14 protein-coding genes are annotated in these 13,255 nt (G+C 72.4%); 5 read left to right on the top strand and 9 right to left on the bottom strand.

Going from position 1 to position 13,255, the window contains the following annotated elements:
* Nucleotides 1-13: 13 nt before the first annotated feature.
* Both ACFY01_RS11750 and ACFY01_RS11745 read left to right on the top strand, forming a co-directional pair.
* On the top strand, nucleotides 14-430 hold the full coding sequence (locus ACFY01_RS11750) for a DUF742 domain-containing protein (RefSeq protein WP_390735527.1): 417 nt from the start codon (nucleotides 14-16) through the stop codon (nucleotides 428-430).
* Nucleotides 417-1,019 (top strand): ATP/GTP-binding protein, encoded by a 603-nt coding sequence (locus ACFY01_RS11745; protein ID WP_390735526.1) that lies wholly within the window; start codon nucleotides 417-419, stop codon nucleotides 1,017-1,019. The genes ACFY01_RS11750 and ACFY01_RS11745 overlap by 14 nt, the downstream gene beginning before the upstream one ends.
* Before the next feature lie 10 nt (nucleotides 1,020-1,029).
* Here the strand turns inward: ACFY01_RS11745 and ACFY01_RS11740 are convergent, their stop codons facing one another.
* The 3 genes from ACFY01_RS11740 to ACFY01_RS11730 are packed head-to-tail and all read right to left on the bottom strand — an operon-like array spanning nucleotide 1,030 to nucleotide 3,541.
* Nucleotides 1,030-1,698 carry an ABC transporter permease gene (locus ACFY01_RS11740; protein WP_390735525.1) on the bottom strand — a complete coding sequence of 223 codons (669 nt, stop codon included), beginning with the start codon at nucleotides 1,696-1,698 and terminating at the stop codon, nucleotides 1,030-1,032.
* Nucleotides 1,695-2,414 carry an ABC transporter permease gene (locus tag ACFY01_RS11735; protein ID WP_390735524.1) on the bottom strand — a complete coding sequence of 240 codons (720 nt, stop codon included), beginning with the start codon at nucleotides 2,412-2,414 and terminating at the stop codon, nucleotides 1,695-1,697. Before ACFY01_RS11735 ends, ACFY01_RS11740 begins: the two co-directional genes overlap by 4 nt.
* On the bottom strand, nucleotides 2,411-3,541 hold the full coding sequence (locus tag ACFY01_RS11730) for an ABC transporter ATP-binding protein (RefSeq protein WP_390735523.1): 1,131 nt from the start codon (nucleotides 3,539-3,541) through the stop codon (nucleotides 2,411-2,413). Before ACFY01_RS11730 ends, ACFY01_RS11735 begins: the two co-directional genes overlap by 4 nt.
* Nucleotides 3,542-3,781: 240 nt before the next feature.
* Between ACFY01_RS11730 and ACFY01_RS11725 the strand changes: the two genes are divergently transcribed.
* On the top strand, nucleotides 3,782-5,002 hold the full coding sequence (locus ACFY01_RS11725) for a cytochrome P450 (protein WP_390735522.1): 1,221 nt from the start codon (nucleotides 3,782-3,784) through the stop codon (nucleotides 5,000-5,002).
* Between the two features lie 12 nt (nucleotides 5,003-5,014).
* Here the strand turns inward: ACFY01_RS11725 and ACFY01_RS11720 are convergent, their stop codons facing one another.
* From ACFY01_RS11720 to ACFY01_RS11710, 3 genes are read right to left on the bottom strand one after another with little or no spacing between them, the layout of a single operon-like run.
* Nucleotides 5,015-5,737, bottom strand: a complete 723-nt coding sequence (locus tag ACFY01_RS11720; protein WP_390735521.1) for an FAD:protein FMN transferase — start codon at nucleotides 5,735-5,737, stop codon at nucleotides 5,015-5,017.
* The gene (locus ACFY01_RS11715; protein WP_390735520.1) at nucleotides 5,738-6,436 is read right to left on the bottom strand and encodes an FMN-binding protein; all 699 of its coding nucleotides are present in this window, start codon (nucleotides 6,434-6,436) and stop codon (nucleotides 5,738-5,740) included.
* Between the two features lie 10 nt (nucleotides 6,437-6,446).
* Nucleotides 6,447-7,784 carry a ferric reductase-like transmembrane domain-containing protein gene (locus ACFY01_RS11710; protein WP_390735519.1) on the bottom strand — a complete coding sequence of 446 codons (1,338 nt, stop codon included), beginning with the start codon at nucleotides 7,782-7,784 and terminating at the stop codon, nucleotides 6,447-6,449.
* A gap of 151 nt (nucleotides 7,785-7,935) precedes the next feature.
* Here ACFY01_RS11710 and ACFY01_RS11705 point away from each other — a divergent pair, with 151 nt between their 5' ends.
* Nucleotides 7,936-8,628, top strand: a complete 693-nt coding sequence (locus ACFY01_RS11705; protein ID WP_390735518.1) for a response regulator transcription factor — start codon at nucleotides 7,936-7,938, stop codon at nucleotides 8,626-8,628.
* On the top strand, nucleotides 8,625-10,070 hold the full coding sequence (locus tag ACFY01_RS11700) for a sensor histidine kinase (protein WP_390735517.1): 1,446 nt from the start codon (nucleotides 8,625-8,627) through the stop codon (nucleotides 10,068-10,070). The genes ACFY01_RS11705 and ACFY01_RS11700 overlap by 4 nt, the downstream gene beginning before the upstream one ends.
* A 12-nt stretch (nucleotides 10,071-10,082) precedes the next feature.
* Here the strand turns inward: ACFY01_RS11700 and ACFY01_RS11695 are convergent, their stop codons facing one another.
* Genes ACFY01_RS11695 through murC form a run of 3 tightly spaced genes read right to left on the bottom strand, consistent with a single transcriptional unit; the run spans nucleotide 10,083 to nucleotide 13,255 of the window.
* Nucleotides 10,083-11,393, bottom strand: coding sequence for a PP2C family protein-serine/threonine phosphatase (locus ACFY01_RS11695; protein ID WP_390735516.1), 1,311 nt, complete (start codon nucleotides 11,391-11,393; stop codon nucleotides 10,083-10,085).
* A gap of 52 nt (nucleotides 11,394-11,445) precedes the next feature.
* The gene (gene msrB, locus ACFY01_RS11690; protein ID WP_390735515.1) at nucleotides 11,446-11,853 is read right to left on the bottom strand and encodes a peptide-methionine (R)-S-oxide reductase MsrB; all 408 of its coding nucleotides are present in this window, start codon (nucleotides 11,851-11,853) and stop codon (nucleotides 11,446-11,448) included.
* A 13-nt stretch (nucleotides 11,854-11,866) separates the two neighbouring features.
* Nucleotides 11,867-13,255 carry a UDP-N-acetylmuramate--L-alanine ligase gene (gene murC / locus ACFY01_RS11685; protein ID WP_390735514.1) on the bottom strand — a complete coding sequence of 463 codons (1,389 nt, stop codon included), beginning with the start codon at nucleotides 13,253-13,255 and terminating at the stop codon, nucleotides 11,867-11,869.

Raw genomic sequence — 13,255 nt, 5'->3', positions numbered from 1 at the left:
AAGACACGCAGTCATGGCGGACGGCCTCCCGCCCCCGGGCCCCGACCCGGTCGGCCCCGCCCCCGCCGTACGGCCGTTCCTGGTCACCGCCGGCCGGGTCGCGGACAGCGGCTCCGGCCGGACGGTGCCCGTCGAGACCCAGGTGGTGGCCACCGCCGAGGGGCTCGACGCGCTCGACCGGCTCTCCTTCGAACAGCACGACATCGTCGCCGCCTGCCGGCTCCCGCAGTCGATCGCGGAGCTCGCGGCCCGGCTGCGACTGCATCTCAACGTGGTCCGCGTCCTGGCCGAGGATCTGCGCGCGGCCGGGCACCTGACGGTGTACGTGCCCGACTTCGACGCCACCCACGACGCGTCCGTCCTGCGCAGGGTTATCGATGGCCTCCGCGCCATCCCCGATCCCCGGGGGGTACTGAGTGACACCGACTGAAGCTCCGACCGGCGGCCCCGCCGCACGGACGGCCGTACGGCCGCCGCTGCCGGTGAAGATGGTGATCGCGGGCGGCTTCGGCGTGGGCAAGACCACCGCCGTGGGCGCGATCTCGGAGATCGAGCCGCTGACCACCGAGGCCGCGATCACAGAGGTCGCGGCCGGCGTGGACGACCTCACGCACACCCCGCGCAAGACCACCACCACGGTGGCGATGGACTTCGGCTGCCTCACCATCGACCCGACGCTCAAGCTGTACCTGTTCGGCACGCCCGGGCAGGAGCGGTTCGGGTTCATGTGGGACGACATCGTCGAGGGCGCGGTCGGCGGGCTCGTCATCGTCGACACCCGCCGGCTGGACGACTGCTACGCCGCCGTCGACTACTTCGAGCACAAGGGCATCCCGTTCGCGGTGGCGGTCAACGCCTTCGACGGGAAGGTGGAGCACACCCTGGACGAGGTCCGCTGGGCGCTCGACGTCACCGAGGGCGTCCCGGTGCTGGTCTTCGACGCCCGTGAACGCGGCTCGGTGCGGGACGCGCTGCTCGTCGTACTGGAGCTGGCGCTGGCCCGCACCGAGGCGCGCTAGGCGGGGGCGCTCAGCCCGCGCGGCGCACGCCGGGTGACACCGCGATCCTGTTCAGCACCGAGAAGACCGTGAGGGTGACGATCGCGAGCCCCGCCACCAGGGTGGCGCCGCCCACCACCTTCTCGAAGTTGCGCTGGTAGAGGCCGTCGATGACGTACCGCCCGAGCCCGCCGAGGCTGACGTAGGCGGCGATGGTGGCCGTCGAGACGATCTGGATGGCCGCCGAGCGCAGCCCGCTGAGGATCAGCGGGAGCGCGACGGGCAGTTCGACCTGGAACAGGATCCGCGGCTCCCCCATGCCCATGCCCCGCGCGGCGTCCACCGGGGACGGGTCGACGGAACGCATCGCCTCGTACGTCGTCACCAGGATCGGCGGGACGGCGAGCGCGACCAGCGGGATCATGACGGGCACCAGGCCGAAGCCGATCAGGACGAACATCAGCACCAGCAGGCCGAAGCTGGGCAGCGCCCGGGCGGCGGTGGCGATGAGGGCCAGGACGTTGCCGCCGCGTCCGGTGTGACCGGTGAGCAGACCCACCGGAAGGGCGATGGCGGCGGCGATGGCGAGGGCGAGCAGCGAGTACTGGACGTGCTCGCGCAGCCGGGTGGGGATGCCGTCGTAGCCGTGCCAGTGGGAGCCGTCGCTGAAGAAGGCGTTGACGAAGTGGAGCACGTTCATCGGACGGCGTCCTCCAGGGCTGCCGCGGCCGGTTCGGGCCGGGCCTCGGTGTCGACGGGTCGGGCCCTGCGGGTGCCGCGCGGCATCCAGGGCGTCAGGAGCAGACGGACGACGACCAGCACGGCGTCCGCGAGGACGGCCAGGACGGCCGTGCCGATGACGGAGAGCCAGACCAGACGCGGCTGGTGGTAGGACATGCCGTCGTAGAGCAGGTTGCCGAGCGCGCCCTGGTTGCCGATGAGCGCGCCCACGCTGACAAGTGAGATGCTCGACACGGTGGCGACCCGCAGTCCCGCGAGGATGGCGGGCACCGCGATCGGCAACTGCACCTGCACATAGCGGCGTACGGGTCCGAAACCCATGGCGGTGGCGGCGTCGAGGGTCTCCTGCGGTACCGAGCGGACGGCGTCGACGATCGCCGGGACGAGGACGACCAGGCTGTAGACGGCCAGCGGGATCATCACCGTGGTCTCGGTCTGGCCCGTGTAGTCGATGAGTACGACGAAGAAGGCCAGCGACGGGATCGCGTACAGCACGGTCGTCACCCACAGCACGGGCGCGTACAGCCAGCGCAGCCGCACGCACAGCTGGGCGACCGGCAGGGCCACCAGCAGTCCGCCCAGGACCGGCAGCAGGGCCTCGCGCAGGTGCAGCCCGACCAGTCCCCAGTAGCTGTTCTGGAGGTCGCTCGGCAGGTGGAAGAGGCCGCCGCTCATCCGGCCACCTTCGCGGCGGTGGGTGCCGCCGCGTGGGCGCTGCGGATGGCCTCGCCGATGACCTGCTGCGAGACGACGCCGACGACCCGCCCGGCGCCGTCGACGCCGACCGCCCAGCCGGTCGGGGAGAGCACCGCGCAGTCGAGCGCGGCCCGCAGCGAGTCCGTGGCGGGCACGAACGGCCGCCCGTACGGCAGCAGCCGCTCGGGGGCGATCTCGCCCGGGGTGAGGTCCTGCGGCCTGCTCCAGCCGAGCGGCCGGCCGTCGACGTCGGTCACGAGGAGGTAGGGGACGTCGGCGGTGCCGCGCTCGGCGATCTTCTCGGCGCCCGCGTCGACGGCGACGACGGGCGCGGTCAGCAGCTCGAGCCGGGCGGCGGGGAAGAAGGACAGCCGGCGGATGCCGCGGTCGGTGCCGAGGAAGTCCTCCACGAAGGAGTCGGCGGGCGCGGAGAGGAGTTCGGCGGGCGGGGCGAACTGGGCCAGTTTGCCGCCGGTGCGCATCACGGCGACCATGGTGCCCAGTTTGATGGCCTCGTCGATGTCATGGGTGACGAAGACGATGGTCTTGCCCAACTCGGCTTGCAGTCGCAGGAGTTCGTCCTGAAGGCCCTTGCGCACCACCGGGTCGACGGCCGAGAACGGCTCGTCCATCAGCAGTACCGGCGGGTCCGCGGCCAACGCCCTTGCCACGCCGACGCGTTGCTGCTGACCGCCGGACAGCTGGTAGGGGTAGCGCTTGGCCAGCGCGGAGTCGAGCCCGACCCGTTCCATCAGCTCCGCCGCGCGCCCGCGCGCCTTGTCCTTGCTCCAGCCCAGCAGGCGGGGCACGGTGGCGATGTTGTCGATGATCGTGCGGTGCTGGAAGAGGCCGGCGTTCTGGATGACGTAACCCATGGACCGGCGCAGGGTGTTGACCGGCTGCTTCTGGATGTCGACGCCGTCGAGGAGGATGGTGCCCTCGCTGGGTTCGATCATCCGGTTGATCATGCGCAGGGTCGTGGTCTTGCCACAGCCGGAGGGCCCGACCAGGACGGTGATCGAGCGGTCCGGAATCTCCAGCGACAGCCGGTCGACGGCCACCGTGCCGTCCGGGTACCGCTTGGTGACTGAATCTATCCGTATCAAAACGCCGAATACCCTTCGGGTGTGGCAGAAACTGCCCGTTCTCGGCCACGGTCGTCGATGCGCAGGCCGTTGCGGAGGAGAGTCTAGACCGCGAGTGTTTCAGTACTTTGGCGGGCGACGGCGACGCCGGCCACGATCGCCGCGCTGACGCCGGCGCCGCCGCCGGCTGAACGGTTCCTCTGCTGAATCGATCATTCCGTCCGTAGTCTCCGTCCGGACGGATCAAGAGTTGGAGACGTGATGGCCACCCCCCTGCGGTTCACCCCTGACCGAGTCGAAGACCCGACTGGATACGCCGGGTTGTACGCCGATCCGGCCCTGCCCCAGGTCGTCCTGCCCGGCCTCGACACCCCGGTACGGCTCGTCACCCGCCACGAGGACGTCAAGGCGGCGCTGACCGAGCCCCGCCTGGTCCGGGACCGCTCCTCGATTCCAGGGGATCTCGAACAGGCCGATCCCCAGGCGGAGCTGCTGGAGCAGAGCCTCGCTGCCTTCCCGGCGGAGTACCGGCAGTACCTCTCCGGACACCTGGCACTGTTCGACGGTGACGAGCACGCACGGCGCCGGCACCCGCTCACCCGTGCGTTCACCGCGCGTCGCGTGGCCGCGCAACGGCCCTTCGTCGAGAAGACCGCGCACGAGCTGATCGAGGCCCTGGCCGGGCGTGCAGAGGCCGACCTGCTGGGCGAGTTCGCCTATCCGCTGAGCACGGCGGTGATCTGCGCCCTGGTCGGCGTCGATCCGGCCGACCAGGACCGGGTGTGCGGCTGGATCCGGGACTTCGCCTACGGCGACGGCAGCGGGGTCATGGAGGGCCTCGCGGGCATCGTCACGTACACGAAGGATCTTGTCGCCCGCCGTCGCGCCGAGCCCTCGGACGACCTGGTCTCGGCGCTGCTGGAGGACGGGAAGCTGACCGACGACGAGATCGTCACCGTCTTCTTCCTGCTCATCAACACCGGTATCACCCCGCCCGCCCTCTTCCTCGCCCACGCCGTCCTCGCGCTGCTCGACCATCCCGACCAGCTGGCCCGGCTGCGCGCCGAGCCCGAACTGCTCGACCGGGCGGTCCCCGAGCTGCTGCGGTACGTCACGCTGGTCCGGGTGGGGGCCACGCTGTACGCCACCGAGGACTTCGAGTTCGCCGGTACGGCCTTGCAGAAGGGCGACTCCGTGACGGTGGCCCTGTTCGGCGCCGACCATGACCCGGCCGCCTACGACACCCCGGAACGCCTCGACGTGACGCGCGAGTTCGGCCGGGGCGACGGCCATCTCGCCTTCGGGCACGGCCCGCACTACTGCATCGGCGCGGCCCTGGGCCGGCTGGTGACGGGGACCGTCTTCGAGGAGCTCCTGGTACGACGCCGGGCACCGGTCCTCGCCGTGGACCGCGCCGACGTGGAGTTCGGCCACTGGCCCGGCGACGGGTTCCATCTGCTCCGGCTTCCGGTCAGGCTCTGAGCCGGAGCGGGTTCAGGAGGCCAGCGGCACGCCCTCCGTCCGTACCACCTGCCGCCCGGCGTCGACCGCGAACACCTCGCAGCCGGGCCGGGCGGCGGCCCATGCGACACCTTCCTCGCCCAGCGCGAAGGCGGCCGTCGCGGTCGCGTCCGCCACGGTCAGCGTGGGCGCGACGACGGTGAGGCTGAGCAGGCCGGCCGCCGGACGTCCGGTGCGCCCGTCGAGGATGTGGTCGCCGCGCTCGTAGCGCCCGGAGGTCGCCACCGCCGCGTCGGTGATCCCGAGCACCGCGCACAGCCGGTCGGCGTGCTCCGGGTGCCGGATCCCCACCCGCCAGGGGCCCCCGGCGGCGACCACGTCACCGCCGGCGTTGAGGCAGAACCGCCGCACCCCGGCCGCGGCGAGCAGTTCCGCCGCCCGCTGCACCGACCAGCCCTTGACCACCGCGCAGGGATCCAGGCCACGGCCGGGCAGCCGGGCGTCGAAGGCGCCGCCGGTCGCGGTCCGGTACTCCTCGCACAGGCCGAGGACCTCGCTCAGGTCGTCGCTGAGCTCACCTGGCGCCAGTTCGCCCCGGTCCAGCCGGGACACCTCGCTGTCCGCCTTGAAGGGACTGAAGCGGGTGTCGACCTCGCGCAGCCAGTCGAACACCGCGTCCGCGACGCCCTCAGGGACCCGCTCGTCGTCGATCCGCAACGACACCGGGAAACCCATCACGTGCTCCACGCGCCGCATCTAGGCCTCGTCCAGCGCGGCCTGAAGCGACTTCTCGTAGGCCTCGCTGGTGATGGTCGCGCCCGACACCGTGTCGATGTCCGCGCTCTGCGCCTTCAGCGTCTGCGCGACCAGCTTCGGCACCGCGGCCGTCGTCTGCGGATGGTTCGGCTGCTGGAGCATCCGCACCGCGGTGATCCTGTCACCGTCGAAGGTCACCTCGACCTGGACGGGACCCTTCTCGGTGTCGACCGTCGGACCGGCGACCACCTTCGAACCGGCGGAGGCGGCGGGCGACGGCGACGAGGAGGCCGACTTCCCGTTCGCGTCGATGGCGGCCTGGAGGGACTTCTCGTACGCCTCGCTGGTGATCGTCGCGCCTGACACCGTGTCGATGTCCGCGCTCTGCGCCTTCAGCGTCTCCGCGACCAGCTTCGGCACCGCGGCCGTCGTCTGGGGGTGGTTCGGCTGCTGGAGCATCCGCACCGCGGTGATCCTGTCACCGTCGAAGGTCACCTCGACCTGGACGGGTCCCTTCTCGGTGTCGATGGTCGTGCCCTTGACGACCGTGCCGGAGGCCGTGGCGCCCGAGGATGCGGACGCGGACGGCGTGGCGGGCTCGGCGGTGGACGACGTCGAACCGCCGATCGACGGCTCGTAGCGCCAGACCGGGACCAGGCCCGCGATGCTCAGGGCGACGACGGGTATGGCTCGCTTCACGGTGTCCCTCTCATCCCGCCAGGCTGAAACGCTCGAAGTGGATCTGCTGCTTGGGCACGCCCAGGTCGCCGAGGCTGCGCAGTACCGCGGTCATCATCGGGGGCGGCCCGCACAGGAAGACGTCCCGGTCGCCGATGTCCGGCACCAGCCGGGCCAGTTCGCGCGGCGCCAGTCGGTCGGGGACGGGCGGTCCGGTGACCAGGTGCACCTCGGCGCCCTTGGCGAGCGCGAGTTCGCGCAGTTCGTCGTAGAGGACGGCGTCGCGTTCACCGGCGACCCGGTAGATGACGACCGCGTGGCCCTCCAGGTCCTCCAGCAGCGCCCGGATCGGGGTGACTCCGACGCCGCCGGCGATGAGCAGGGACTCGGACTTCGTGCGGTGCAGGGTGGTGAAGGCGCCGTAGGGGCCCTCGGCGAAGACGCGGGTGCCGGGCTTCAGGTGGCGCAGTGCGGCGCTGCCGTCGCCGGCCGCCTTGACGGTCAGGCGCAGGCTGCGGCCGTCGGGGGCGGCGGAGAGGGAGAACGGGTTGGCCTGCCACCAGCGGTCGCGGGTCAGGAACCGCCACAGGAAGAACTGGCCTGCCCGCGCGGGCAGCTTGTCCAGGTCGCGGCCGGTGACGTGGACCGAGACGACGTTGTCGGACTCGGGGACGACCGCCAAGACGCGGAACTGGTGGCGGGTGTTGCGCCACAGCGGGAGGATCAGGCGGCCCACGGCCACCGAGCCGAGCGCCACGCCCCACACTGCGTACCAGTAGGTCTTCGCGGCGGACGACGACGTGAAGGTCGTACCGACCGCGACCTGGTGGCTGAACGCGAGCACCACGGCCACGTACGTGTACAGGTGGATGAAGTGCCAGGTCTCGTAGGCGAGGCGGCGGCGGGCGTAGCGGGCCGAGACGGCGCCGACCACGATGACGACGCCGAGCGCGACGATCGCGCGCAGCACGCCCTGAGTGGTCTCGGCGAGGTCGACCAGTTCGCTGACCGGGCCGACCCCGGCACCGTCCGCGTACCCGAGGCTGATGAACACGGCGTGCGCGAGCAGCGTCCACAGGATGCCGAAGCCGGTCCAGCGGTGCCAGGAGGTCAGCCGGTCCATGCCGATCCGGCGGTCCAGCCAGGGCAGCCGGGCCACCAGCACCAGCTGGAAGGCCATGAGCAGGGCCCCGTACAGGCCGGCGAAGCGGCCGATGACGATCAGGGCGTTCGAGGCGAATCCCGCTTGGGTGAAGAAGTAGGCGACCACGGCCGCGTTCGCGGCCAGCACGGCGTACAGACCTGTGCGGGCCACCACCCTGGGGCGTATCGCCGTGGGGGGCGCAGGGGGTGATTGGACGGTCGTCACGGGACGGCAGCTCCTTGATCGGGTCCGGGGAGTCGAGCTTCGCCCGGGGCTGCTGTCGTTTTCCTGTCGGACGACTTTCAACTGGATATCGATGTGGCCGGTGGGATCGGGCGGGGCTGGCGCCGGGAGGCAGGGCAGGGAGGATGAGCGGGTGGAAAAAGTACGACTCCTCGTCGTGGACGACGACCCGCCGATCGCCGACCTGGTGGCCACGGTCGCCCGGTACGAGGGCTGGGAGGCGGTGACCGCCTACTCCGGTGAGGAGGCGCTGACGAAGGCCACCGGGTTCCGCCCGGACATCGTCGTCCTGGACCTGATGCTGCCCGACGTGGACGGCTTCGGCGTGCTCGACCGGCTGCGCCGCTCGGGGACGATGGTGCCGGTGGTGTTCCTCACCGCGCGCGACGGCATCGCCGACCGGGTCGCGGGGCTGACCCGGGGCGGGGACGACTACCTGGTCAAGCCGTTCGCGGTGGAGGAGCTGATGGCCCGGCTGCGCACGGTGCTGCGGCGCAGCGCCGGACCGGGTTTCCAGCGCTCGGTCGTCCGGGTCGCCGATCTGACGATCGACGAGGACACCCGGGAGGTGCGGCGCGGCGACCGGCTCCTGTCCCTCACCCCCACCGAGTTCGAGGTCCTGCGCTATCTGATGCGCAAGTCCCCGACGGTGCTCACCAAGGCGCAGATCCTCGACCATGTGTGGGAGTACGGCTTCGGGGGCCGCTCCAACGTCGTGGAGCTGGTCATCAGCCGGCTGCGCCGCAAGCTCGACGGGACCGGCGGGGAGCCGCTGATCCAGACCGTGCGGGGCTTCGGGTACGTCGTCCGGCAGGCGGCCGAGTGAGCCGAGAGGTACACGGTCTGCGCCACGCACACCGCAGACTGCGCCTGGGCACCCGGCTGGCGCTGGGCCTGGGCGCGCTGTCGCTGGTGGTGTTCGCGGTGGTCGGCACGGCGCTGACCATGTACATGCGCGACTACCTCCAGCAGCAGCTGGCCCAGCAGCTGAAGCTCGTCCAGACCGTGCAGACCAAGGACGCGTTCACCCACGGCACGGTCCGCCGCAAGCCGTACTACGGCTGGTACACGGCGGTGTACGACGTCTCCGGCGGTTCGGCGGTGCTGCGCAGGCCGGCCGACGTGCCGGACGACACCCGCGCGCTCACCGCGCTCGCCGAGGCGCGGGCCCACTCGGGCACGGAGGTCTCGCGCACCGCGGACATCTCCGGCGAGGGCACCTACCGGCTGCGGGCCTGCGAGGTGGAGCCCGGGGTGGTGCTGGTCAGCGCGGCACCGCTGGCGGACGTCGAGGGGACGGTGCGCCGGCTGGTCGTGGTGCAGGTGGTGGCGTTCGCGCTGGCGCTGCTGGCCCTGGTGGTCTTCGGCCGCAAGATGCTGCGGCGCGGCCTGCAACCGCTGAGCGACATGGCGACGACCGCCCACGGCATCGCCTCGCACGACCTGACGGAGTCGGCGGCCCGGCTGCCGCTGCGCGCGGACGCCCCCGGCGGCGGCCCGGAGGTGGAGGAGCTGCGCACCGCCTTCAACACCATGCTGGAGCACATCGACGCCTCCCTCGCGGTGCGCGCGGAGGCGGAGCAGCGGCTGCGCCGCTTCGTCGCGGACGCCTCGCACGAGTTGCGCACCCCGCTGATGTCGGTACGGGGCTACGCGGACCTCTTCCAGTACGCGGCCGCCAACGAGCCCGCCGAACGTGACCGCCACCTGGCCCGGCTGCGCGCCGAGGCCGCCCGGATGGGTGTGCTCCTCGATGATCTGCTGCTCCTCGCCCGGCTGGACGCGGCCGAGGTGGAGGCGCCGCTGCGCCCGGCGGACGCCGACCTCACGGAGCTGGTGCGGGAGGCGGCGGACGCCTTCCGCGCGGGCCACCCGGACCGTCCGCTGACCGTCGGCACCGGGCCCGAAGCGGTGAAGCTGCGCCTGGATCCCCTGCGGATCCGGCAGGTCCTGGACAACCTGCTGACCAACGCGGCGGTGCACACGCCGGCCGGGACCGAGGTGTCCGTGATGGTTTTCCGCGAGGCCGGCACGGTGGCCGTGCGGGTCAGCGACTCCGGCCCCGGCATACCCGCCGCCGACCGCGCCCGCGTCTTCGACCGCTTCTACCGCGTCGACAAGGCCCGCAGCCGGGACCGGGGCGGCAGCGGGCTGGGTCTGTCGGTGGCCCGGGCGCTGGTGGAGGCGCACGGGGGGACGCTCGCGCTGGGCGGCGGCGAGGGCGCGACCGTGTTCACGGTCCGGTTGCCCGTCGCGGCTCCGTTCTGAGCGCCGTACTCGTCACCGGCCCGCCGCCCCCGTGCCCGCCGCTGTCCCCGTCGCGGTGACGGCCTCCCGGGGCAGCAGGTGGGGGCGGGCCGCGAGTACGGCGACGTCGTCCTCGGCGTTGCGGGCGTCGAGGCGGGTGAGGATCGTCTCGAGGAGGTCGTCGACGGCTGCCCCGGCGGTGAAGCGGAGGCCGGACAGGCGGTGCAGGGAGTGGTCGATGTCCTCTCCCCGGTGTTCGACGAGGCCGTCGGTGAACAGGAGCAGGGTCTGGTCGGGGGCCAACTCGTAGGTGGCCGACTCGTAGCCGCCGAAGCCGGTGCCGAGGGGCGGGCCGACCGGGACGGGCAGCAGGGAGACCGTGCCGGACCGGGTGATCAGGGCCGGTGGGAGGTGTCCGGCGCCGGCCAGGGTGATCTGGCGGCGGCCGGGGTCGACGCGGACGAGGAGGCAGGTGGCCGGTCTGCGGTCGGCCTCGCGGGAGGCGATGTCGTCCATCTGGCGCAGGACGCGGTGCGGCGGCAGGTCGGCGGAGGCGATGGCGCGCAGGGAGGAGCGGTAGGCGTTCATGTCGACGGCCGCCTCCAGGCCGTGTCCCATGACGTCGCCGACGACCAGCAGCGTGCGCCCGTAGTGCAGCCGTACGGTCTCGCACCAGTCGCCGCCGACCAGCGCGCGGCCGCCCACGGGCAGGTAGCGGATGGCGACGTCCAGGTTGGGGTGCGGGCGGCCGGGCTCGGCGAGCAGGGCGCGCTGGAGGTCGACGGCGGTGCGGTTGACCCGTTCGTACTCGCGGGCGTGCCGGATGTGGGACGCCGCGCGTTCGGCGAGGAGGGCGAGCTGCTCGGCCTCGGGGCGGGCGAAGGGCGCCACTTCGCGGGCGCAGACCAGCACGCCGAAACGGTTCTCCCCGGTGGTGAGCGGCAGGCACAGCGCCGGCCGGGCGCGCCCCGGGGCCGGCTGCCGGGTCCACGGCTCGGCCCGGCCGTCGGCCGCCGGGGTGACGGCCTCGCGGCCCACCGCCGTGGCCCACCGGACGTCCGGCAGCAGGCCGGGATGCCCGGTGACCGACTCGTACCCGGAGAGGGTGTCGCCGGTCCCGCGCAGCACCGCGGCCGCGCCACCGGCCAGCCGGACCGCCGCCCGGGTCAGTTCCGCGCAGGTCGTCCGCTCGTCCAGCGTGGTCCCGATCCCGGCCACCGCGTCGCGCAGCTCCTTCGCCCCGGCCGGAGCGCCGTTCTCGCGCGCGGAACCGTGCCCGCGGCTCGCCCGGGCGGCCACCACGGTTCTGCGGCGGGACTGGATCCAGCGCGCGACGGCCCTCACCCCCACAGTCTCTCGAACCGGCTCGGACACGGCACGGGTGACTCCCGGGGACTCAGCCCTCGTCCGGAGTCAGCCGCAGGGAGATGCTGTTGATGCAGTACCGCTGGTCCGTCGGGGTCGGATAGCCCTCGCCCTCGAAGACGTGGCCGAGGTGGGAACCGCAGCGGGCGCAGCGGACCTCCGTGCGGACCATGCCGTGGGAGCGGTCCTCGATGAGTTCCACGGCGTCGGTGTCCTTCGGGTCGTAGAAGGACGGCCAGCCGCAGTGGGACTCGAACTTGGTGGTGGAGGTGAACAGTTCGGCACCGCAGGCGCGACAGGAGTACACGCCCTCGGTCTTGGTGTCGGTGTACTCACCGGTGAAGGCGGGCTCGGTGGCGGCCTGCCGCAGCACCGCGTACTCGGCCGGGTTCAGCTCCGCGCGCCACTGCTCGTCCGGCTTCTCAACGTCGTACGACATGAGCCTCAGCCCCTCACTTCGACAGCTGGTCCAGGATCCGCGGGCCGAGGTCGGTGACATCGCCCGCGCCCATGGTGAGAACGAGATCACCGGCCTTCGCCATTCCCGCGATCACCGCCGGCGCCCGCTCCTTGTCGTGGCCGGCCGTGACGTCCGCGCCCGCCGCCCGCGCCGCCTCGATGATCAGGTCGCTGGTGACGCCGGGGATCGGGTCCTCGCGGGCCGGGTAGATGTCGAGGACGACCGAGGCGTCCGCGAGGGCCAGGGACCGGCCCATCTCGGTGCCCAGTTCCTGGGTGCGGGAGAACAGGTGCGGCTGGAAGAGGACCAGGATCCGGGCGTCGCCCGCGGCGGCGCGCATCGCCTCGAGGTCGGCGGTCATCTCCGTGGGGTGGTGGGCGTAGGAGTCGATCACCTGGACGCCGGCCGCCTCGCCCTTGAGCTGGAGGCGCCGCTTGACACCGGTGTACGCGGCCAGCGCGGGGGCCAGCTCGGCGGCCGGGACGCCCAGCGCCGCGCCCGCCGCGAGCGCGGCCACCGCGTTGAGCGCGTAGTGGCGGCCGGGCACGGAGACCGTGAAGGTGAGCTCCTGCCCGTCCAGGACGGCGGTGACCTCGCTCTTCAGGCCCTGCGGGACGACCGACAGCACGCGTACGTCGGCGTCCGCCGCCTCGCCGTACGTCACCGTCCTGACCGATCCGGCCAGCCGCCGGGTCAGCTCCCGGGCGCCCTCGTGGTCGGCGGAGATCACCAGGGTGCCGCCGGGCACGATCCGGGCCGCGAAGGTCTCGAAGGACTCGTAGATCTCGTCCATCGAGGCGTAGTTGGCGTGGTGGTCCAGCTCCACGTTGAGGACGATCGCGACCTCGGGGGCGTACTTGTGGAAGCTGCGGTCCGATTCGTCCGCCTCGGCGACGAAGATGTCGCCCTCGCCGTGCAGGGCGTTGGAGCCGGGCGCGTCCAGGTCGCCGCCGATGGCGTACGACGGGCCCAGGCCCAGTTCGGTCAGCGACACCGCCAGCATCGACGTCGTGGTGGTCTTGCCATGGGTGCCCGCCACGGCGATCGGGCGCAGGCCGTCCATCAGGGCGGCGAGGGCGTCGGAGCGGTGCACGACCGGGATGCCCAGTTCGGCGGCGCGGGCGAGCTCCGGGTTGTCCTTCCGGATCGCGGACGACACGACCACGCAGCTCGCGTCGTCGGCGAGGTGCTCCGCCGCGTGCCCGATGTGCACGGTCGCGCCCAGCGCCCGCAGCGCCTCGGCGGTCGCCGACTCCTTCGCGTCGCTGCCGGCCACCTTGGCCCCGCGCTGCGCGAGGATCTTCGCGATACCCGACATCCCGGCGCCGCCGATGCCGATGAAGTGCGGTCGGTCCATGGCGGGGGGAAGGCCGGGTGCCAT

The sequence above is a fragment of the Streptomyces sp. NPDC001480 genome, assembly GCF_042894725.1.
Taxonomy (GTDB): Bacteria; Actinomycetota; Actinomycetes; order Streptomycetales; family Streptomycetaceae; genus Streptomyces.
Note: the sequence above shows the minus strand (reverse complement) of the source record. Positions and strands in the feature narration are given on the sequence as shown.

Coding starts and splice junctions, on each gene's coding strand:
- ACFY01_RS11725 (WP_390735522.1), top strand. CDS start 3,782: ATGGCCACCCCCCTGCGGTTCACCCCTGACCGAGTCGAAGACCCGACT.
- ACFY01_RS11720 (WP_390735521.1), bottom strand. CDS start 5,737: ATGCGGCGCGTGGAGCACGTGATGGGTTTCCCGGTGTCGTTGCGGATC.
- ACFY01_RS11735 (WP_390735524.1), bottom strand. CDS start 2,414: ATGAGCGGCGGCCTCTTCCACCTGCCGAGCGACCTCCAGAACAGCTAC.
- msrB (WP_390735515.1), bottom strand. CDS start 11,853: ATGTCGTACGACGTTGAGAAGCCGGACGAGCAGTGGCGCGCGGAGCTG.
- ACFY01_RS11740 (WP_390735525.1), bottom strand. CDS start 1,698: ATGAACGTGCTCCACTTCGTCAACGCCTTCTTCAGCGACGGCTCCCAC.
- murC (WP_390735514.1), bottom strand. CDS start 13,255: ATGGCACCCGGCCTTCCCCCCGCCATGGACCGACCGCACTTCATCGGC.
- ACFY01_RS11750 (WP_390735527.1), top strand. CDS start 14: ATGGCGGACGGCCTCCCGCCCCCGGGCCCCGACCCGGTCGGCCCCGCC.